General features: G+C 46.1%; 13 protein-coding genes, 1 tRNA gene and 1 pseudogene. 7 read left to right on the top strand and 8 right to left on the bottom strand.

The features are described from left to right. The first annotated feature begins 3 nt into the window (after window positions 1-3). The 3 genes from FXO21_RS10045 to FXO21_RS10035 all read left to right on the top strand — a co-directional run bounded on the left by FXO21_RS10045 (window position 4) and on the right by FXO21_RS10035 (window position 7,657). Window positions 4-435 (top strand): hypothetical protein, encoded by a 432-nt coding sequence (locus tag FXO21_RS10045; RefSeq protein WP_149639957.1) that lies wholly within the window; start codon window positions 4-6, stop codon window positions 433-435. A 199-nt stretch (window positions 436-634) separates the two neighbouring features. Next, a complete protein-coding gene (locus FXO21_RS10040) occupies window positions 635-6,808 on the top strand; it encodes an FG-GAP-like repeat-containing protein (RefSeq protein WP_149639956.1) in 6,174 nt (2,057 codons plus the stop codon). A 9-nt stretch (window positions 6,809-6,817) separates the two neighbouring features. Further along, window positions 6,818-7,657 (top strand): hypothetical protein, encoded by an 840-nt coding sequence (locus FXO21_RS10035; RefSeq protein ID WP_149639955.1) that lies wholly within the window; start codon window positions 6,818-6,820, stop codon window positions 7,655-7,657. A gap of 110 nt (window positions 7,658-7,767) precedes the next feature. Here FXO21_RS10035 and FXO21_RS10030 read toward each other — a convergent pair whose 3' ends face one another. Both FXO21_RS10030 and FXO21_RS10025 read right to left on the bottom strand, forming a co-directional pair. After that, complete coding sequence (locus FXO21_RS10030; RefSeq protein ID WP_149639954.1) at window positions 7,768-8,745, bottom strand: IS481 family transposase; 978 nt, start codon at window positions 8,743-8,745, stop codon at window positions 7,768-7,770. A 224-nt stretch (window positions 8,746-8,969) separates the two neighbouring features. Beyond that, window positions 8,970-9,686, bottom strand: a pseudogene (locus tag FXO21_RS10025) (Tn3 family transposase); the annotation flags it as partial. A 66-nt stretch (window positions 9,687-9,752) separates the two neighbouring features. Here FXO21_RS10025 and FXO21_RS10020 point away from each other — a divergent pair. Continuing rightward, the gene (locus tag FXO21_RS10020) at window positions 9,753-9,956 is read left to right on the top strand and encodes a hypothetical protein (protein WP_192579199.1); all 204 of its coding nucleotides are present in this window, start codon (window positions 9,753-9,755) and stop codon (window positions 9,954-9,956) included. A gap of 430 nt (window positions 9,957-10,386) precedes the next feature. On the opposite strand, the gene FXO21_RS10015 is transcribed toward FXO21_RS10020, so the two are convergent. Together FXO21_RS10015 and FXO21_RS10010 are read right to left on the bottom strand one after the other, a co-directional pair. Further along, on the bottom strand, window positions 10,387-10,893 hold the full coding sequence (locus FXO21_RS10015; RefSeq protein WP_149639951.1) for a hypothetical protein: 507 nt from the start codon (window positions 10,891-10,893) through the stop codon (window positions 10,387-10,389). Window positions 10,894-11,221: 328 nt separating this feature from the next. Beyond that, window positions 11,222-12,157 (bottom strand): ISAon1 family transposase, encoded by a 936-nt coding sequence (locus tag FXO21_RS10010; protein WP_225865639.1) that lies wholly within the window; start codon window positions 12,155-12,157, stop codon window positions 11,222-11,224. Window positions 12,158-12,379: 222 nt separating this feature from the next. On the opposite strand from FXO21_RS10010, the gene FXO21_RS29080 reads away from it, so the two are divergent. Next, window positions 12,380-12,505 (top strand): hypothetical protein, encoded by a 126-nt coding sequence (locus FXO21_RS29080; RefSeq protein WP_255486167.1) that lies wholly within the window; start codon window positions 12,380-12,382, stop codon window positions 12,503-12,505. A gap of 225 nt (window positions 12,506-12,730) precedes the next feature. Here FXO21_RS29080 and FXO21_RS10000 read toward each other — a convergent pair. The 4 genes from FXO21_RS10000 to FXO21_RS09985 form a co-directional block, all read right to left on the bottom strand. Beyond that, a tRNA-Gln gene (locus FXO21_RS10000) sits at window positions 12,731-12,801 on the bottom strand. Window positions 12,802-12,867: 66 nt separating this feature from the next. Then, on the bottom strand, window positions 12,868-13,746 hold the full coding sequence (gene fabD, locus FXO21_RS09995; protein ID WP_149639949.1) for an ACP S-malonyltransferase: 879 nt from the start codon (window positions 13,744-13,746) through the stop codon (window positions 12,868-12,870). 99 nt (window positions 13,747-13,845) lie between these two features. Beyond that, entirely contained in the window at window positions 13,846-16,749 is a 2,904-nt protein-coding gene (locus FXO21_RS09990; protein ID WP_149639948.1) for a T9SS type B sorting domain-containing protein, read from the bottom strand. A gap of 188 nt (window positions 16,750-16,937) precedes the next feature. After that, complete coding sequence (locus tag FXO21_RS09985; protein WP_149639947.1) at window positions 16,938-19,835, bottom strand: T9SS type B sorting domain-containing protein; 2,898 nt, start codon at window positions 19,833-19,835, stop codon at window positions 16,938-16,940. Window positions 19,836-20,120: 285 nt separating this feature from the next. Here FXO21_RS09985 and FXO21_RS09980 point away from each other — a divergent pair, with 285 nt between their 5' ends. Together FXO21_RS09980 and FXO21_RS09975 are read left to right on the top strand one after the other, a co-directional pair. Then, the gene (locus tag FXO21_RS09980; RefSeq protein WP_149639946.1) at window positions 20,121-20,792 is read left to right on the top strand and encodes a succinate dehydrogenase cytochrome b subunit; all 672 of its coding nucleotides are present in this window, start codon (window positions 20,121-20,123) and stop codon (window positions 20,790-20,792) included. Between the two features lie 65 nt (window positions 20,793-20,857). Beyond that, a complete protein-coding gene (locus FXO21_RS09975; protein ID WP_149639945.1) occupies window positions 20,858-22,846 on the top strand; it encodes a fumarate reductase/succinate dehydrogenase flavoprotein subunit in 1,989 nt (662 codons plus the stop codon). The last annotated feature ends 54 nt before the right edge of the window (window positions 22,847-22,900 follow it).

Genomic DNA, 22,900 nt, shown 5'->3' with positions numbered 1-22,900 from the left:
CAAATGAAGAATACACTCGCGAAAATAATTGGTTTTGTGCTATTAAGCCTGGGATCTGCCTTCGCCCAGGACAATATTCCCAAATCCGAACCTGAGCCTGCCTCCAGATTGTCAATGACTAATGGTGGACCGGCGACCTACTCCTATGATGCTGCTGGAAACCGTATCAAACGTATATCAACCTCCGGCAATTGCGTGAATACCTGGACCGGAAATGTCAACGAGCTTTGGAACGTTGCCGGCAACTGGTCGGAAGGGGTTGTGCCTGAACCTTGTCAAAAAGTTGTTATCCCGTTGCTATCCGGCAAACCCTATCCCGTACTCAATGTAAATGCAACAGTTTACGGGATTGATTTTGCCGGTGGGAATTTGGCCATGAATGGTTTCGACATAACGTTATCTGCACAGTCCTCTTGTCCAGCGGGTTGTCCTTGACACTATTTTGGGTTTCTTTCCAAGCCATACCGGGGCATAAATAGCTTTAAGTCATTCAACAGTTTTTATGACTTATGAGCTATCAGATCCACAGTGCAAAATAAGCGAAAGTTTAAGGAGGTCCTTAGATCAGTCCTCTTGCTTCTGATACTCATTGTAATTTAGTAAACACCCCCGTTTACATTTTAAAACTAACCTGATGAAAAAGTATTTACAAGTTGCACTCCTTCTTTTTGCAGCGCTATCTTCCTGTTTAGCTCAGAATGTCACCTATACTAGCTTGTATGATAATACTACCTTTAATGGCCGTGCGATAAATACTTCACTAGCTGTTGGTAGTACTCCGGGTGCAGGGGCTGTGTCTGGAAATGGAGGTGCCTCTTATTCGATCCCCATTGCTGTACCACCAGGTACAAATAATGTGGCTCCATCTGTTTCAATTGAATATAATTCCCAGGGCGGCAGCGGGATTGCAGGCATGGGTTGGAACATTTCGGGATTATCTGCAATTTCTCGTGTAGCCCGAAATGTCTATTTCGATGGGGCTACTGGTCCTGTCGAGCTATCGGCCAATGACCGCTTCGCGCTGGACGGTTCAAGGCTTATTGTGAAAACTGGGACTTATGGTGCAGCAAACTCACAATATGGAAAAGAGACAGAGGATTTCTCTACTGTAACCGCTATTGGTGTCCAGGGTAATGGGCCCTTGTCATTTGAAGTCCTGACCAAGGACGGGATAAAAATGGAATTTGGCAATACGCCAGATTCCCGGTTCATGAGCCAGACAGGCAATACGGTTATTTTTTGGCGGTTGAACAAGGTAAGATATCCCGATGGAAATTATATTTCATACGAATATTCGAATACATCAACAGAACGGGATTCTCGGTTACTAAATATTAAATACACTGGAAATGACACTCCCGGTGCAATTCAGGCAACTTATAACGTAATTGAATTTAGTTATAAAGTCCGCCAGGAAGCGGCACCCGGTACTTTTTCAGACATTCGTACGGTTTATGAAGCAGGGTCTTCCATATTAAGCAAATACCTGCTCGATCTGATTACTGTTAAAGCGGAAGGCGGGATCGCAAAAAAATATCAATTTGGCTACGGACATGACAATGTAAACTCGTATTTAAAATCTGTAACAGAGTTTGGCAGTGATAATTCACAGTTAAACCCTATTATTTTTAAATATGGTGACACGCCAGTTCTTCGAACATCTGGTTCAATAAATGTTTCGGGAGGAAATGATATCCAGGCATTTTCAGGAGACTACGATGGGGATGGAAAAGGTGATATCTTGTCAGTACACATATCTTCTACAAGTGATGACATAGACTATGTGGATAACTTTAAAGTTTATAAAACAAATGTTGCGGGAACATCCTATACACAAATAGCATCCGTCGATTTGCCGGTTAATTTTACTGTTATAAAGGCAAATGGGAAAAAATACTCTGTTCCAAACTCACAAAACCTTCTAGCCAACGATTTTACCGGAGACGGAATTGATGATGTATTAACGTTGAACATTGTTCCTAACGGGGCGACGGAGTCCAAGCTTGCAAACGTCACGCTTTATGAAAGCCGAAATGGTGGTACAAGTTTTGTGCCCCTTCCTCCGCGATCTCCTCAGCCGAACTATGATCGCATACACTCCTCTAAAAAGTTTTTCTACCCAGGGGATTTTGATGGGGATGGAATTTCGGAATATATTACTATCCTAGGTAATACGCTGGGAAGCTATTTGCCTTTTCTTTGTTCAAATTATGTCACTGGTGGAGCATGTGGAGCAATCTCTATACCAGGCCCAACCAACTTTCCTGTTGCTTCATGGGTCAATGCCAACAGGATTGAGATACTTGATTTTAACGGGGACGGAAAGCAGGATATTATGTTTGTTGGAAACAGCACAACAGAAATATTTACACTTGAAGGATATAATGCTACGCGGATTTATTCGGGCAGTTCCCTTACAACAGCTAGCGGCGACTTATTTGTTGCTGATTTTAATGGTGACGGAAAATCAGATATTCTGGAAGTTTCTGATGGTCTTTCTACGCTAAAAAAATGGGTTTCAGATGGGAAAAACTTAGTCCCAAGCGTTATCAGTATAGATAGTACTACATCTAAATGGCCGTCGGCAATGGCGCCTGAGTATGATGAAAATTTAGTTGTTCTAGGTGACTACAACGGTGACGGACGATCAGATATTTTTATTCGCTGGGCCCGGGCATCCACAACGAGCCTTCCTGACGGTAGCACAGAGGTAGAAAGACGCTCGGGTGAGGATTTTTATTACAGTAATAATGATTCATTTGCCTATCAGAAGATAAAATATGATGTCCTTACTTATATCTTGGGACCAGTGGGTCGCGGTGTTACCATTTATGATTTTCCAACCGACCTGAATGGAGATGGCAGAACAGATTTAGTTTCTTCCGTTGGTGGTGCGTTTTCCTATCTTGTTTTTAATAAGGACGGCACCGATAACTTAATTCATAAAGTCTCTAATGGTCTCAATCACGTTACTGAATGGAATTATAAGAGCCTGGTAGGCAATGATTCCTTTTATACCAGGGGAACAGGTATTTCTACCTATCCGTTTAATATTATTCAACCCGCTTTAATGCTTGTTTCTGAGTTCAAAATACCCAATGGCATAGGTGGTGCATCAGCTGTTCAGTACAGTTATGAAGAAGCAAGATTGCACAGGGCGGGGAAAGGGTTTTTAGGTTTTAAGTATTCTTATTCCGCAGATCAAACACTGGGGATAAGAACCACTTTGGAAAACCAGTTTAATACTACATTTTATACAGCAATTCCTTTCAAGACTTCGGTACATCTTGGTATCAGCACCATCCTGCTTAATACAACCACGTTCACCAGTAGTTTTGTTTCTCCCGCTGCGAAGCGCTTTTGGGTAAAAACAACCGAACTTCTGGAAAGCAGTAACCTGACAGGCCGCTCAGTAAAAACAACCAGTACTTATGACGACACCAATGGAAACATTACCTATAGCAAGATGGACGTCAATAGTGGAGTGGAAGTTATTGAAACCACGACCATCTACGGCGCATTTCCGGGTAGCATTCCCAATAAACCCACCTCAGTAACCATTGCAAGAACCCGCAACGGCCAAATCCCGGCTTACAGTGTGGTTACAGGTTTTGGGTATAATAGTATCGGACAGCTTAATTCCAAAACAGATTTTTCGGGAACGGCTAAATCCGTAGTCACAAGTTATGGATACAATTCCCTTGGAAACCTTACAAGCACCACAGTAACGCCTTCGGGCATGACAGCCCGGAATTCGTCTTCGGTGTTCGACTCCAAAGGCAGGTACGCCCAATCGTCTACCAATGCTTTAAGTCAGGGTTCATCTGCTACGTATGATCCAAAATGGGGTAAGCCACTGACGGTAACAGGGATTGACGGGCTCACGACCAGCTCTACTTATGATGGATTTGGCAGAACAAAAACTACAACCTATCCAGGACCTTATACGACGAACCAAACCTATGTTTGGGATAATTCAAACGGGGCTGTATGGCGAGGTGACCTAACTTATCCTGCCCAGGGCAAGCCCGATGTTAAAACCTGGTATGACCTGCTAGGTAGGCAGGTCAGGACGGAAACCGAAGGTTTTAGCGGTACAATCATCCAGGTACAAACCTATGATGCGAAGGGGAATATTAAGACAAGTACCCAGCCACATAAGTCCGGCGAGCCATACATTACCACCACCAATGGCTATGACCCGGATTACAATTGGCTGGTTTCCGTAGATCAGGGCGCACAGGGAACTACCAGTATGACACATGCCTACTCGGCAGGAGCACTTACATTGACAACCACGGCACCGACCGGCACAACTTTTAAGGTTACCGATGCTACCGGAAAAGTAACCAGTGCAACAGATAATGGGGGCACACTCACGTATTCCTATTACAACCATGGCGGATTAAAGGATGTAAAAAAAGACAATGTTACCCTCACGTCCAGTGAGTACGATATATATGGTATGCAGACCAAGTTGACTGATGCCAATGCAGGTATAACCACTTATGATTATGATGCTCTTGGGCAGTTGACGACCCAGGTTAACGCTAATGGGAAAACGCATACGATGGCCTATAATTTGTTAGGGCAGGTCACGAGCCGTACAGGGCCCGAAGGGACCACATCATATATTTTCTGTACTACTAATACCGGGGGTGAATCCAAAAACCAGATCAAACAGGTCACTGGCTTTGTAACAGGCAATACGACTCTTTACACTTATGATGCATTGGGGCGCATACTGACTATGAACGAAAAGGTAGATAACTTGGACAATATCACCAGTTATACCTATAACGCTTTTGGTGATGTGCTGACCACGACTTATCCGTCCGGGTTGGTGATCACTAACCAGTATGATGGAAATGGATATATACAAAAAATCAAAAGGGGCTCCACTGATCTTTACACCACTACAACCACCAACGGACAGGGACAGGTAACGGCGTATTCATTGGGCAATACAAAATCATCTGTCAATACTTATGTGAACGGGTTTCCGACTAAATTTGAAACAGCAGGCATTCAGGACCTTAGAATGGTCTGGAATTATCAAACAGGCAACCTGACCAGCCGGAATGATGCACGCTCTACTGTTGCCAAGACCGAAACCTTTACGTATGACAACCTGAACCGTCTGACTGGTTCCACCATTAGTGGAGTTCTTGGGTCTTTTACTACAACCTATGGTTCTAATGGGAACATAGCCACCAAAACAGATGCCGGAACTTATGCATACCATGCCAGCAAGCCGAATGCGGTTACAGGCATAACCAACCCATCCTCAATATCACTTTTACAACAAGATATCATTTATACGGCTTTTATGCAGCCTGATGTGATAAAAGAAAATGGATACGAGCTTACCTATACTTATGGGGCCGATTATGAGCGTATCAAAAGTGTGACCAAACAAGGCAGTACTACCATAAATACACGCACTTATTTCAGTGGGTATGAAAAGGACGTTAAGAACAATATTACACGGTATATTCATTACATCGCTACGCCGGTGGGACTGTCTGCCATCATTGTTACCGGGAATGGCATTGACAGTACCCACTATACCTATACCGATCATCTGGGCTCTATTGTTGCCGTCACCAACAACTCAGGAGTAGTAGAAGCGCAGCAGAGCTTTGATGCATGGGGAAGAAGAAGGAATGTAACAACCTGGGCCCTCTTAGGACCTACTAGTGCGACAGGATTACCAGTTTGGCTCTACCGTGGTTACACCGGCCACGAACATCTGGACCAGTTTGGATTGATCAATATGAACGCGCGTTTGTATGACCCGGTACTTGGCCGTGTTTTAAGCCCGGATAATTATGTGCAAGAGCCATTTATGACGCAAAGTTTTAATCGTTATACCTATGCGATGAATAATCCGCTGGTATACACGGATCCTGATGGAAACTTTTGGAACTTTGTCATTGGAGCTGCGATAGGAGGGTTTTCAGGATGGCAGATCGGAAAGGACCGGGGAGCCAAAGGATGGGGAATGGTTGGTTACATCATTGGTGGGGCAGCTATTGGCGCTGCAACGGCAGGAATTGGCGATGCAGTGGTTGGCGCATTTGGAAGTGCTGCAACCACGTCTTCTGCTGCAAGCATGGGAGTTTATGCCGCGGCTGGTGCCGCAGCTGGTGCGTTTAGTGGTGGATCCTTTGCGGCACTTGGAGGTGGAAGTTGGGGCGAAATAGGCCGGGGGGCATTATTTGGTGGATTAGGAGGCGGTGCGCTTGGTGCAGTGGGAGGGTACTTAAAATATAATAGTCTTTCTGAGTCTCTTTCTAATAAGAGTAACTACACTGCTTATAACGATAATGGACCCGGAGGCAAAGTCCCTGCTTTTAATGAAAATAATCCTATCAATCTACCAGAACATACTTTTCTAAGTCCAAGAGGTCTACCATTAGCTACGGGAGCGGCTCAGCCAAATTATTTTATAGAAGATATGTTCGTTGGTGGTCAAATTTTTTCGGGTCTTAAGCTAGCCACATCTTTCCTTAAAGCTACAATTTGGGGCGTCAAAAGTGTTCGCTATTCTGACGATTTAGTGAAAGCCGCACAAAAATTGTATCCTAAAAAGGCGGGAATGACAGAACTTCACCATATTACACCGAAGTATCTTGGTGGTGCGGCCAACGGGCCATTAGTTCCATTAAATGGGTCATACCACCAAGTTATCACGAATGAATTCCGGGCACTGTGGCCTTATGGCAGAGGCATACCTAGTGCTACAGAATTACAGACCATAATGAAACAGGTTTATTCCAAATATCCTCTACCATCAGGTTATTAACAAACGGTTATGAAAGAAATAATAGAGCTTAGAATAAATTATGAATACGCGGATCTACTTTTTGAGAGAGATGAAGGAAGGAATTTAGGGACATCTGTAAAAATAGTTGAGTTGACAAGAGAAGATCCTCGATACCATAAAATTCCAGTAATTGCAAAGCAGATACAGCAGAATTACAATAAGGCATTTTTCTTTGGATGGGAAATAAAACGAAAATACAGTAAAAAAGAACTAGATGCGGCAGAGCTATTTCATATGAAAGTTAAAACGACTTTTGAGCCTGCTGGTCAGGAGTGTGGAACGATCTATGATGAAACGGTAGCTTGCAATATATGTGGGGCAAATAGAGACCAAAGAAGTTCCTTAATACTTAAACGAGGCTCTGTTCCTAACAAGGACATAGCAAAAACGATAGCGGGAGAAGTAGTGGTGTCAAAAAAATTTGAATTGGCGTTCAGGCAAAGAGCTTTGAAAGGGGCGTTGTTAGATCCTATTGTTATGAATAAGGTGACTTCAAATTATTTCCAATTAGCTTCTTCGATTGAAGTCAATTTATCACAAAATACGGTTGCAGGAGTAAATCCATTTGACATGTCAACAAAAGATCAAGGAGAGATTTATAAATGCCCGATGGGCCATACTATAGGTTTGAATCTGCTCTCTGAGTTATTCATTTTAAACAGTGAGTTAATAGCTGGAAACGACCTAATTGTAAGTAAACAGAAAATTGGTGTCAAAAGGGGGTTGTTACGACCAGAGCCAGTTTATTTTTGCTCACAATCTTTTAGAGAAATGGTAAATGACGAAAAGTTGAGCGGATTTGAATTTGAAGTAGCGCACATAATGTAACTCATAATTGTGAAAATGATGTAAATGAATTATCCAATATGAGGTTCTCATTACATGTAGTGGCTCTACAGTTCCGCTACATCTACAAGTCGGCAAAATGTAGGACAAAACTATGTCTTGCTTTTCCTTGCCAACTTTGCCATCCGTAGGTCTCGCCAGTAGGCCTGTTCTCGAATCCGTTCTTTTGTTTCGTTGTAGAGTGCCTCGATTTGGTCCCAGAAAGGCGCACTAGCAGAGTGTTCGGACGCAAATTCGATCGGAGTCTTGCCACCCAACGAGCTGTGCGGCCGGAAATAGTTGTAGTGGAATTGCCATTGAGAAAGTTTGTCGTCCAATTCGGGGTCTCGCAGGTCAACCGTTGAATAGAATTCCTGAAGATCAGTCTGCTGGCTTCGTTCGACTTTGCCGTTTAGATGTGGTGACCTGGGTTTTATGGGGCGAAACTTGATGCAATAATCCATCAACTTCTGCTGAAATGCGACCGCAAAAAACTCCTGTCCTCTGTCCGTCTGAATACGTTGAATGGGGTAATGAAATTCCTCGATGAGTTTATCCAGAAAATCGATTGAATTGGCGGCCGACCGACGCTTGTAAAGTTTCAACACCCTAAGGCGGGTACAATCATCGATCGCTGTGTATTGATATAGGCCAGCTATGATCTTGCAAACGTCTAACTGCACACGTTCACCAGGAACGAGCTTAGCGTATCGAATTGGAGGACGATGTTTAGTGAATCGACGAATAGGTGCAACTGAATGCTTTTCGAGTATTCGCGCTACGGTAGAAGTTGAAATCTTTAAATCATGTAGCCTGAACAGATGAGAGCAGATTCTGAGTTTTCCATACTTGAATTCATCGCGTACCTTAAGCACGAGAGCCTCGTCTTCATGACGATACTTTTGTCGCCCCAACCGAAGCGGACGGTGAGACCGATCTCTAAAGAGATTTTCGTCCTCCCGTTTTATCCAACGCTGTAATGTGGATCTAGCAATCCCGCACCTCCTTGCTGCAACCGATACGTTCCCGATTTGCTTATAGAGGGTAACCCATTTTTTCCTTGCATCTGCTTTCAGGCTTTCGGTGGCCATAACAACATAATTTGAATCCGCATCGTCTCATTTTTTCTCACAACCCTCGGGATAAGCGGGAGGGATTGCGAGAAAAAATGATCATTAATGTAACGACTTCCTGGAATTAATCGATGATCCAAATATGACTTTTTGAAGGATCAGAAATGATTGTAAGTGTAGCGAATGTTATGAACCATCACACATTACAAGTGTGCGAAAATTTACGGTTTCTAACTAAGCAATTAGTTTTGTTTCGTGTTTTTTGGCTTTCTTAAAGCCCCCAGGCCGTTGTCTTCCAGTTGGATCTGATCTTTAAAATTGTATTTGCCTAACCGATTGATATGTTCAAATGGCGCCGGTGAAACCCGGTCAAAATCTTGCTCATCAACTATATGTCCTTCATTTTCAAGTTCTTTAAGTATTTGCTGAATGTAAACGGTATTCCAGACCATGACGATATTGGAAAGCAAATTAAGGCTTCGAGCTGAAACCTGCTGCTCGATTTCTTGCTGTTTGCGTACAAAACCGTCTCCCCCGAACCGGAGGTATATCCTTAGATTATGGAGCTGCTCCCCTTTATTTAGTTGCTTGTTCACTTTTTTCCTCAATGGTGGTTTGAGCAGGTAATTGCAGATGAATACTGTTTTTTCAAGTTGCCCATACGCCTGAAGGACGTACATCAGATTGTTTTGCCGGGGATATGCTTGCAGCTTGCTCATTAATAGTGAAGCAGTTACTGTTCCTGTTTGCAGAGATGCGGCCGCTCTCCGAAGTTCTTCGGCATTCTTTTTCAGGTAGTCAATATTGACTGTCCCTGTAAATTTGAGTGACGGATACGCCAAATCATTGTAACCTGGTTCCAAACTTGACTTAATCTTGCAAAGCCTTTGGTTTTTCAGGTCCCTGAGCCTGGAAATGAGCCGTTTGCTTGCCAGATTAAAAAGAGCAAAAAGCAAATCGGTATACCCATGGTTTCGGAACCTATTCTGTTATACAGCATATTTCCTTTTAACGTTAAATCAGGTATGAGTGCGTCGATGACAGTGAAAATCTGTTTGCGGTCAGCATCGGACATTTTAGAAACCTCCTGCATCTTTATTGAAGATCGGGGCGGGTTGAAAGAAGATGCATTATACGCGCTTCGGGAGTTGATCAGCAATCAGGTGCTGCACAGCTCGGTAACGGCTTTTGCACTACTCCAAAATATGTACTTGATATTAAAACAGTAGGTTTGGTTTCTTGATCCCTACGGCTCAATATAGACATATAGGTAAATGATATTGCAATACAAGACTATTCTCCATACTACTGATTGAAATGAGAACTTGTCATTGCCAAACCACCAGTAGCCAATAATTATACTTGCGTTCAAAAAGGCATTCACCTTCACAGTATTCGGGGAAATCTTGGCGCGAGGACCTCTATGAATCAGCCATTTTACTATCCCGCTGCATATTGCCATTCCCGACACCATAAAAAACCACAGTATACCACTTCCAAACACTATCCACATCCATGTCGGAAGCTTCACTAGGATTATTAATGATAACATCAACAGTAAATCCGGCATCAAGAAAACTATAATAGATAAAATGGTCATAAAGGACCATCTGAGGGCGTTTTTGAGGAAATCCATATGTTGGATAATTTAGGAAGGGTTTATTTTTTCTCTAAATTGACCGTTATGATATCATCCTCGTTATAGGCAGGATATTTGTAGCTTGCGCTTAATGCTAGGGTTTCGCCCGTCAGCTTACCCTCAATATAGATTTCCGTCTTAGTTGTATATGAATCATACCAATCGGTAGATCTCGTTTCATTAACTACAAATCTTTTTGTTTCTGTAACCTTTCCATCTTCAAAATACCGAACCTCTTTATCTCTGAAATTTTTGAAAGGTTCGTTCAATCTTCTGCGCACCTGCAGTTGCCTTACAATTTTTAAATTTATCTCGTTTTTCTTAGATCTGGTTATCTCGACATCATAAATATCATTTGTCAGAGTTGGACCGAAATAGTCGCTCGAATCCTCAGAATGGTAATTGCCTATTAAATCATTGGATAAATCGTCTGGCTCTACGTTTTGGCCGCCGGGACAGGAAAAGAGAGAAATAGATAAAGCAGCCAGCCCTAGAAGGGAGGTGAGCTTTTGAGATAAAAAAGTCATGATCGTGGTAATTTGTGGTTTTGATAAACAATAGGCATAAAAAAGGCGCGACATCTACCAAATGACCACAAGGCTTACCACGGCCTGCAAAGCAAATGATATAGTCACGCCAGACGGCGCGCTACATACATTGTCTTGCTTTGCTCGAGTTGTGGTAATTCTGTGGCCAGCAATAATGTAATCGCACTAATATTTTACCGATACAAATGTATCAATTATTTCTCTTTTGGGTTGTAAACATGTTGCAATTAGGCAAGTAAGTCCTTTGTGAGGGATGTTCCTCGAGGAATATTAGGGATCAAGACCAAATGTTGTGGAGCAACTTGGATTAAGCATATAATCGAGTCAGGCGGTACAGGAAGAATTCTACATTCCTGACACCTCTAAACTGAGCCCTGAATGCTTTGATTTTAGCATCGAAGGATTCAGCGGATGCATTGGTGCTCCGGTTATCAAAATAATTCACGATGGTTTTATAATGATTCTCAATCGATCTTGCGACGGTATTGGAGGATTTGAAGCCGGACTGCCTGACTTTTTCATGCCACTTTGCTAGTCTGGTTAATCCGTAAATCTTTTCTGTCGTATTTGTGAAGATGTTGCTGAGCTCCAACGCTAGTTCGTATGCCTTTTTAAGGTCTGGAAAACGCTCAAAGAGCAGTTGAGTCCTTTCCTTTTGGCTGTCAGTCCAGGTATTAGGCTTTTTATACAATGAATATCTGCTCCGTGCTACTAATTGCTTTACGGTATCACCGTTGGGCAATATTTCTGGCTGATATTCTGTCTGAAAAGCTTTTGCCAGCTCGATGGCGTCATTTTCTTGATCCAGCGCCTCCCAGCGGTGTTTGATGCGGATTTCTTGCAAAGCTTCAATGGCTAACCTTTGCACGTGAAAACGGTCTGTAATCCTGGTTGCTCTAGGGAAGCATCGTTTGGCCATCATTGACATGCTGCCGGCCATATCCAGGGTAATTTCAGACACTTTCTTGCGCAGAGATTCCGGGATTTTGCGGATAATTTCAATAACCGTTTCAGCCTTCGTACCAGCTACAATGGCTATTATACTTCCCTTACCACCTTTTGCAGCTTTGTTGGTAAGGATGGTATACAATTCGCCATGTGAAAGACTGGTCTCGTCGATTGATAGGTGAGATCCTAGATTTTGAGGAAATAGCAGCCACTTCTTAGCGTGCCTCCGTTGATTCCAATCTTTAAACCCACTCCGAAAATCACGATATTGACGTAGTAGCCTCCTGCCATTCACGCCATAAAACCGTCCAATTGCCCAGGCGCTATTCGGGTTGGTATCTATTGATTTCTTTTAAAAAAGCCCGCGACGGCGTACCGTGAAAACTCACTGGTCATCCGCGTTCCTTCTGCGACTTCGGCCCAGTCCCTGTAAACCACTTTACCTGTCCTGGTATTTAAGACACCTTTGGCGCTTGATGATGTGAAGAAAGACCTTATGGCCGCGGATAGGGAAATCTTGAACAGTTATAGTCGGAAAAAAGCCTTTGGAGAGCAAGTCCTTTCTCTCCGGATCATTATCATCAGCATTCTTCTAATCGATATGCACGTGGAAGACATCATCCTGACGGTCGATGGAAGTTAATTCGAAATTCAAGAGGATGAACTCTGGTAAGAAAAACTGAATGATGGGAAGGAAGCTCTCCAAAACGAACTGGTTTGATTAAAAACACAAACCTAGATAAACCCTATCTGCTCCACAAGTTTTGGATTTGATCCAAAAAAACTAGCAATAACGTCCCCTAATTCGGCCCCTAAAATAAAAAACCGCTGTAATTTTTTCAATTACAGCGGTTTAACTTTAAAACTGTTGGCCGACAAGGACTCGAACCCTGAATAAGACAACCAAAATGTCCTGTGTTACCATTACACCATCGGCCAAAACCGTAAACAGTGGTGCAAAAGTAATGTGACAAGGTTAAGTTGTCAAGCTTTTGCGTAAAAAAATTAAATACTTTGTACTTCCACTGTGTTCGCGATCTTCTTGACCAAGCCTTGCAACACCTTCCCAGGGCCACTTTCAATGAACACTTCCGCACCGTCAGCGACCATCTGCTCAACGGATTGCGTCCACCTTACGGGGGAAGTAAGCTGTGAAATAAGGTTTTCTTTAATCACCGTAACTTCCGTTGCAGGTTTCGCATTTACATTTTGATAAATAGGGCAAATCGGGGGTTCGAATTGTGCGTCGTGAATAGCATCTGCCAGTTCCTGTCTCGCCGGCTCCATCAGCGGAGAGTGAAATGCGCCGCCAACCTGTAAAATCAATGCGCGTTTTGCGCCCGCTGCTTTCAATAATTCACAAGCCTTTTCCACCCCTTCGATAGAACCGGAAATAACCACCTGACCCGGACAATTGTAATTGGCGGGGACCACGATTTCATCGGTGATTCCCGCGCATACTTTTTCAATCACACTGTCGGCTAGCCCAAGGATAGCTGCCATCGTCGACGGACGGATCTCGCAGGCTTTCTGCATAGCATCGGCTCTTTTAGCAACCAGTGAGAGTCCTTCCTCAAAAGATAAAGTACCGGCAGCGACCAATGCAGAAAATTCGCCGAGTGAATGCCCGGCAACCATATTTGGGCTGAAATCCGGATTAATCTTGGCGAGTATCACGGAGTGTATGAAAATTGCAGGTTGCGTTACATTAGTCTGTTTGAGTTCCTCATCGGTCCCCTCAAACATAATCTTGGTGATGTCAAAGCCCAGTACCTCTTTGGCTTTTTCAAAAAGGGCCTTAGCCGAATCGGAAGATTGGTAAAGGTCAAGCCCCATTCCTTTGAACTGAGAACCTTGTCCGGGGAAAATATATGCTCTCTTCATAATGCTGGATTTTAGTTTGCTCACGGTAGATTAAAAAAGCCCGCACATTTTGCGCGGGCTACAAAGGAAATAATTGCATCTGAAAGAAAAAAGGTCACTCTACCTGATAATCTGGACCCACCCTTTGATTGTGGTAGGTGTGCTTTGTTTTTTTGAAGATTCGAAGTATACGGTAGCCTCGTAATAGTACTGTCCTGCTGCCAGGTCCTTTCCAGCATTCGTTTTTCCGTTCCAGTTGATATTGACATCATTGGTGGAGAAGACTTTGGCGCCCCATCTGTTGAATGCCTTGAATTCGAGGGACTGCACAAAAGCGGGGCATTCGTAAGGCTGGAAGATATCGTTTTTAGAGTCCCCGTTGGGCGTAAAGACGTTTGGCAGCACATACATCGGACAGTTGTCTTTGCATACAATGTTGCTGGGGGCACTTTCGGCCCCGAACCTGTTGACTGCCGTGACATAATAGCATCCTGCAAAAGAAGTGAGCCCTGCATGGTCGTAAGTAGTGGCCAGCGGGGCAGGCGGGATGGTTACCGTTGCGATCAAAGCCGGTGTTTCGTCCTCATACCTGGCGTAATACACTTTATAGGCCGACACGTTGGGGTCGCACTCTTTTCCGTCGACCTGCTCAGGATAAGTCCAGGAAAGGTGGTTGGTAAATGTGGGGGAATCACAAAAAGCATCGGGGTGTGCCTTGAGCGAATCGCAGTTGAGCGGGTCGAGTGCGAGCACGGGCGGGCATGGCTTGGTGGTGTCCGAAGAGGATACGCAAAGTATTTGGGAGAAGTTATAAAGTACGGCCGGCCTGATCTGGCTGTTGTTGTAAGAACCGACGGTTTCTACTTTGTAGCAATAGGTGGAATCGTTGACGATGGTGATATTGACCGTACCGTCGGCCGCATACCTGTCTACGCCGTCATCGGTAAAAGTAAAGTTCTGTGCCGGGCCAACGGGCACGTCTGCAATGCGGTTGAACGTGCCGGGTTTGGTTTTGTCCTCACGGTACACCCTGTGTACCCGGTTGGAGTTGTCCCATGGCACCAGCGCCGACCAGTTGAGCCTGACGCGTGTCGGCTCGGCCGCTCCCTGTTCGAGGCGGACACTGCTTGCGGTCTCTGTCTGATCAAACTTGACGAGCTGGCCGCCCTGTGTGGTCCAGTATTCGAGTTTGTAGTTGTAAGGGTTGACGAGTGTGTTCAATGCCCTGTCGACAAAAATGGTGTCTGCCGCGCCTGCTGTCAGGTTGGTATTGATGGTTGCAACCAGTGAGAAGTCGGTACCGCCCTGGCCGGTAGCCCTGAACAGGCGGTACTGTGCCGGCAGTCCCGATGGTGCGGCCGGTTTGGTCCATTTAACAGTGATCACGCCCCTTGTCTCGCTGGTGGAATCAACGGTTACATTGGTAATGACCGGCATCAGGATAGGCAGTTTAAGGCAGAACTCGTCAGAAGCCATACTTTCCCCTCCGCCTACCAGGCTTCCGGGCTCAGTGCCGTTAGTTCCCGGCCTTGGGAAAATCACGACCAGGCGGTAGCTGTAAGAAACGCCTGGGCGAAGGCCGTCACCGTCATTATTGTCCAGGTAGGTAGTCTGGGTAACGGGCACACGGGCCACTTCCTCATAGCCTGAGCCGGGTGGTATGCCAGTGGTACAGACATCATCGGGTATATCCGTACAGCCTTCTTTTCTGTAAATAACGACCCTTGCGCCTGTGACCTGGCATTTATAGGCATCCCAGTTGAGGCGGTATGCCGTCCCTGCCGGGTCGGTAGCTGCGACGGCCCTGAGTCCTGTGGGCTTGGGCCCGTAGACGCGGATACTTAATGTGGTCATATCGACCAGCTTCCGGAACAATCCGGGATTGGGCGTTCCCGGCGCAGGCGCATCCTCGACCTTGAAGAGCACATCGTAGGGTTCCAGCCGGATATGGTCGCAGGAAGTCTGCCAGGTAAACTGTCCTGTGACGGTATTCTGTGCGCCCTGCTGTGCTACATTGAAAGCGGCCAGGTCAGGTTTGACCAGCCCGTTCTGGTATACCCCTCCGGTGGAGGTAAGTGTAAGCCTGTCGCCGTTCTTGTCGGTGGCTTTGACCTGCTGGTTGATAAAAGTACCTGCTTCTACGCAGAGGTCGGGCAGTGGGTCCATCAAGGGACGGTCATTGCGGGCATCGTCAACGATAATCTGCATATCACGCACGATCTGGCCTATTAAGACCCCATCGCGCCATTCTTCTACTGTAAAAGCAACATTATAATACCCTTTGGTAACAGGTGCATCCCAAATCAGGTCTCCGGTAACCTCGTTAAGGCTGAAAGTGGCAGGTGACGCGCCGGCTTCAGTCTGGCCTGGCGCCCCGATCTGATTAGGATTTACGTATTGGAGGTTAACACCCGCCCCGTTAACGCCGCTTTGTTGCGGTACAAAAAGGCGATAGGCAAGGCTGTCGCCATCGGCGTCAAATGCATTTGGATTGTGGATGTACCGCTGCCCTACGGCTGCCAGGTCAATGGGTGCATTGAGCAGTACCGGCGTCTGGTTGGCCCCGAACTGCGGATTAATTTCGAGAATGGTACTTACATAAAAGTTGAGACTTTGTGTGGGAGGCGGGCCGATGTTAAGAATCCCGTTATTCCGGTTATCCTCTTCAAATGATATCCGGTAAGCTGCCGCAGTGGGGAATGTATAGTTGATAATGTACGTGTTGCGGGTAGTGCTGTTACCGATTTCTGGAGGCACACGTTCTGAGCGAGGGGCTTCCAGGATCACAGGTGTGCCGGTAGATCGTACATTCCCGATCGTAAAAAATATGGAGTTCTGCGCCTCTGCAGCACCTGGGCCGTTTTGAATATCGAAATACGCGGTGAGTTTTAGCTCATAGGTAAGGCCTGAAATCCTTCTGGCGGTAATCTCACCGGCCCGGATGTGCGTTGCCGTGGCATCAAAACCGGTCAACAGCAAACAAACCGAAAAAGTATATAATAGTATTCGTAGAGAAGAGCGCATAGATATCAGAATCAAGCTAATTGGATAGAGGTTGTCAGGTACTGTTAAATAATCCCTCCATTGTTTTAATGAACGAAAATTTAAAACAAAAATGTGTACCCTCCGAAGCGAATATATGTGTTTATGCACACTTATAAAACTACTTCTTTAACCAAACTCACCCTCTTAAACCTGATATTTATGAATTCCTACCTGATAATCTGGACCCACCCTTTGATTGTGGTAGGTGTGCTTTGTTTTTTTGAAGATTCGAAGTATACGGTAGCCTCGTAATAGTACTGTCCTGCTGCCAGGTCCTTTCCAGCATTCGTTTTTCCGTTCCAGTTGATATTGACATCATTGGTGGAGAAGACTTTGGCGCCCCATCTGTTGAATGCCTTGAATTCGAGGGACTGCACAAAAGCGGGGCATTCGTAAGGCTGGAAGATATCGTTTTTAGAGTCCCCGTTGGGCGTAAAGACGTTTGGCAGCACATACATCGGACAGTTGTCTTTGCATACAATGTTGCTGGGGGCACTTTCGGCCCCGAACCTGTTGACTGCCGTGACATAATAGCATCCTGCAAAAGAAGTGAGCCCTGCATGGTCGTAAGTAGTGGCCAGCGGGGCAGGCGGGATGGTTACCGTTGCGATCAAAGCCGGTGTTTCGTCCTCATACCTGGCGTAATACACTTTATAGGCCGACACGTTGGGGTCGCACTCTTTTCCGTCGACCTGCTCAGGATAAGTCCAGGAAAGGTGGTTGGTAAATGTGGGGGAATCACAAAAAGCATCGGGGTGTGCCTTGAGCGAATCGCAGTTGAGCGGGTCGAGTGCGAGCACGGGCGGGCATGGCTTGGTGGTGTCCGAAGAGGATACGCAAAGTATTTGGGAGAAGTTATAAAGTACGGCCGGCCTGATCTGGCTGTTGTTGTAAGAACCGACGGTTTCTACTTTGTAGCAATAGGTGGAATCGTTGACGATGGTGATATTGACCGTACCGTCGGCCGCATACCTGTCTACGCCGTCATCGGTAAAAGTAAAGTTCTGTGCCGGGCCAACGGGCACGTCTGCAATGCGGTTGAAAGTGCCGGGTTTGGTTTTGTCCTCGCGGTACACCCTGTGTACACGGTTGGAGTTGTCCCATGGCACCAGCGCCGACCAGTTGAGCCTGACGCGTGTCGGCTCGGCGGCTCCCTGTTCGAGGCGGACACTGCTTGCGGTCTCTGTCTGATCAAACTTGACGAGCTTGCCGCCCTGTGTGGTCCAGTATTCGAGTTTGTAGTTGTAAGGGTTGACCAGTGTGTTCAATGCCCTGTCGACAAAAATGGTGTCTGCCGCGCCTGCTGTCAGGTTGGTATTGATGGTTGCAACCAGTGAGAAGTCGGTACCGCCCTGGCCGGTAGCCCTGAACAGGCGGTACTGTGCCGGCAGTCCCGATGGTGCGGCCGGTTTGGTCCATTTAACAGTGATCACGCCCCTTGTCTCGCTGGTGGAATCAACGGTTACATTGGTAATGACCGGCATCAGGATAGGCAGTTTAAGGCAGAACTCGTCAGAAGCCATACTTTCCCCTCCGCCTACCAGGCTTCCGGGCTCAGTGCCGTTAGTTCCCGGCCTTGGGAAAATCACGACCAGGCGGTAGCTGTAAGAAACGCCTGGGCGAAGGCCGTCACCGTCATTATTGTCCAGGTAGGTAGTCTGGGTAACGGGCACACGGGCCACTTCCTCATAGCCTGAGCCGGGTGGTATGCCAGTGGTACAGACATCATCGGGTATATCCGTACAGCCTTCTTTTCTGTAAATAACGACCCTTGCGCCTGTGACCTGGCATTTATAGGCATCCCAGTTGAGGCGGTATGCCGTCCCTGCCGGGTCGGTAGCTGCGACGGCCCTGAGTCCTGTGGGCTTGGGCCCGTAGACGCGGATACTTAATGTGGTCATATCGACCAGCTTCCGGAACAATCCGGGATTGGGCGTTCCCGGCGCAGGCGCATCCTCGACCTTGAAGAGCACATCGTAGGGTTCCAGCCGGATATGGTCGCAGGAAGTCTGCCAGGTAAACTGTCCTGTGACGGTATTCTGTGCGCCCTGCTGTGCTACATTGAAAGCGGCCAGGTCAGGTTTGACCAGCCCGTTCTGGTACACCCCTCCGGTGGAGGTAAGTGTAAGCCTGTCACCGTTCTTGTCGGTGGCTTTGACCTGCTGGTTGATAAAAGTACCTGCTTCCACGCAGAGGTCGGGCAGTGGGTCCATCAAAGGACGGTCATTGCGGGCATCTTCCACCAAAATCTGCATATCCCTCACAATTTGCCCTATTAAGAAACCGTCCCTCCATTCTTCTACAACAAAGGCCACATTGTATTGCCCCTTCATTGCCGGGGCATCCCAGACAAGGTCGCCGGTTCTCTCGTCGAGGGTAAAGGTGGCAGGTGATGCGCCGGCTTCTGTCCGCCCCGGCGCCCCGATCATGCTGGGGTGACTGTACGGAATATTGACCCCAACTCCGCCACCAGCACTTTGCTGAGGCACAAATAGTTTGTAAGCAAGGCTGTCGCCATCGGCGTCAAATGCATTTGGATTATGGACATAACGCTGCCCTACGGCTGCAAGATCAATGGGCGCATTGAGCATAATGGGAGTTTGATTACTACCAAATTGTGCATTAATCTCCAAAGTGCTGTGAACGAAAAAATTAAGCGTTTGCGTTGCAATTCCATTGTTAAGGTTCAGCGTATTTGCGTTACGATTTTCCATTCGCACCGAAATCTGATAGGCTTTATTGGCAGATGGGAAGGTGTAGGTTGTGATATATTCGTTATAAGTCGTGTTGTTACCAATATTGCGAATGGTGCCCGGTATCCTGTCTACACGCCTCGGCCCGTCGGTCCCGAAATAAAAATCCACAAATGTAGCTGCGTCTGCCGCATTCTTGCCGTCAGGTGAAACGTCAAAATAAGCGGATAGCTTGATTTCGTAGGTCAGGCCAGACTTACGTTTGGCTGTAATTTCTCCAGCCCGGAAGTGAGTAGCTTTTACTTCTGAAACTGAAAAAAGAAAGGCCGCAAAACAGATGAAAGTTAGAAGGGATCGTAAAGTAAGTGACATAAAAAATTAGGGATTTGCCTGATCATAAGCTTCAACGAAATATCGGACTTAAAATGTGTGTGGATTGTGTAAACAAAACGCGGTTTTTTCCTGGCCGGAAGCCAATTTCAGACACATTAGCCGACGCCTGATTGAAGCAACTTAAAATTTCTTCATAATGATTATAAATAATAAGGCATACCACAAAAATGAACTTGTTTTATTGCCTCGGTACGGTTTGTGATATACCTTTGAAAGGTTCTAAATATACCTCATTTTTTTGCACTAAAACCATTTGTTTTTCATATGTCGTGGTTTTCACAAACGTTAACGAGCTCTATCGGGAAAAAGCTTCTGATGGCTCTTACCGGACTATTTTTAATCAGTTTTCTGGTCATCCATGCGACCATTAATGCAATGATCTTTTACAATGACGGTGGCGAAACTTTTACGCATTGGGGCCACTTTATGGGTACCAACCCGATCATTCGGACACTGGAAATCGTACTGGTCGCTGGCTTTCTGCTGCACATTGCAGACGGGCTTATTCTTTGGAAAAATAACAGAGAGGCCCGCCCCGTCAATTACGCTGTGAATAATGCTTCTGCCAACAGTACCTGGTATTCCAGAAGTATGGGTTTGCTCGGTACCCTGCTGTTGATTTTTTTAGTGGTTCACACCTCGCATTTCTGGATACCTAACCGCTCCAACCAGTTCGTGACCGGAGAGGAACTCAATTTATATCAGATGATGCTCGACATTTTCCAGAATATCTGGGTTGTCCTGATTTATGTGGCCGGCTGTATCTCATTGTTCTGGCATTTACTGCACGGTTTTAAAAGCGCGTTCCAGTCCCTTGGCCTGAATCACGTGAAGTACAATGGCATTATTTCCTTTATCGGGACAGCTTTTTCAATCGTAGTTCCGATTCTTTTTGCGCTGATGCCGATCTCCATATATCTGGGTTGGGTTAAATAAAACGGGTACCGGTATATGCCGGTGGTTCTTTTTTCATTTCAAAATTTCGATTAAATAAAATTAATATGGCGACTTCTTCTCGTCTGGATGCCAAAATACCTCAGGGACAACTGGAAACTAAATGGAGCAAATACCGTTCTTCCGTACCTCTGGTAAATCCCGCGAATAAACGTAATCTTGAAATTATCGTAATAGGAACCGGTTTGGCAGGAGCGTCTGCCGCTGCCACACTGGCAGAGCTGGGATATGCAGTAAAAGCCTTTTGTTTTCAGGATTCCCCCCGCCGCGCGCACTCGATCGCCGCGCAAGGAGGGATCAATGCAGCAAAAAACTATCAAAATGACGGTGATTCGGTTTACCGTCTTTTTTATGATACGATCAAAGGAGGCGACTACCGTTCCAGAGAAGGTAATGTACACCGTCTGGCGGAAGTTTCAGGTAATATCATAGACCAATGTGTAGCTGCCGGCGTACCTTTTGCACGTGAATACGGCGGCTTGCTTTCCAACCGATCATTTGGTGGTACGCAGGTTCAGCGGACATTTTATGCAGCTGGTCAAACAGGCCAGCAATTGCTTCTGGGTGCATACTCAGGTTTGCAGCGTCAGGTTGGCATGGGTACTGTTAAAATGTACAACCGCCACGAAATGCTGGATATCGTAAATATTGACGGTAAATGCCGCGGTATCATTGCCAGAAACCTGATTACCGGTGAGCTGGAAAGACATGCAGCTCATGCAGTATTGCTGTGCTCGGGCGGTTACGGGAACGTATTCTACCTGTCGACCAATGCGATGGGGAGTAACGTGACAGCAGCCTGGAAGGCACACAAGCGCGGCGCATACTTTGGAAATCCCTGCTTTACGCAAATTCACCCGACCTGTATTCCGGTATCGGGAGAGCATCAGTCGAAACTGACTTTGATGTCCGAATCGCTTCGTAACGATGGCCGGATCTGGGTACCAAAAGCTAAAAATGACACGCGCCCGGGTAATGAAATTCCTGAGGAAGAGCGTGATTATTACCTGGAAAGGCGTTACCCTGCATTTGGTAACCTTGTACCAAGAGATATCGCTTCGCGTGCCGCCAAGGAACGTTGTGACGCGGGTTATGGTGTAGGAAGTTCCAAACTGGCCGTTTTCCTTGACTTTGCCGCAGCAGTAGAACGTTACGGAAAAGCGGAAGCGAACAAAAATAATATTCATAATGCGTCCGAGTCGGATATAATCACCTGGGGTAAGGCCGTTGTGAAAGAGAAATATGGTAACCTGTTCGATATGTACAAGCAGATCACAGGCGAAGATCCATACCAGGTCCCTATGCGTATTTACCCGGCTGTTCACTATACAATGGGCGGACTTTGGGTAGATTACAACCTGATGACCACAGTACCTGGACTGTATGCTTTGGGAGAAGCTAATTTTTCCGACCATGGTGCCAACCGTCTTGGTGCTTCTGCGCTGATGCAGGGTCTGGCCGACGGTTATTTTGTAATACCATATACAATCGGGGCTTACCTCGCGAATGAGATCAGGACCGGCAAAATCTCGACGGACCATGAGGCATTTGTAAAAACAGAACAGGAAGTAAGAGACCGTATCGAAAAACTGCTCCGCATCCAGGGTAAAACATCACCCGAACTTTTCCACCGCCGCCTGGGTAAGATCATGTGGGATAAATGCGGAATGGCGCGGAATGAGCAGGGTTTGAAGGAGGCGATCGTCGAGATTCGCCAGCTGAGAGAGGAGTTTTGGAGAGATGTAAAAGTAATGGGAACAGCAACCTATTTCAATCCTGAACTGGACAAGGCAAACCGCGTGGCTGATTTTATCGAGTTAGGCGAGTTGATGTGTATCGATGCCCTGACAAGAAACGAATCCTGCGGAGGTCACTTCCGCGAAGAATATCAGACTGAGGAAGGTGAAGCAATGCGTGACGATGAAAACTATATGTTCGTTTCAGCATGGGAGCACAAGGGACCTGAGGAGTGGGAACTTCATAAGGAGGAGTTGATTTACGAAAACATTAAGATTGCCCAGAGAAGTTATAAATAACCGGAATACCGGCCGTCGATAGTTGGCCAGACGAACGGTTCATTGACAATCATT

This window comes from Dyadobacter sp. UC 10 (genome assembly GCF_008369915.1).
In the GTDB taxonomy this organism is placed as follows: Bacteria; Bacteroidota; Bacteroidia; order Cytophagales; family Spirosomataceae; genus Dyadobacter.
Note: the sequence above shows the minus strand (reverse complement) of the source record. Positions and strands in the feature narration are given on the sequence as shown.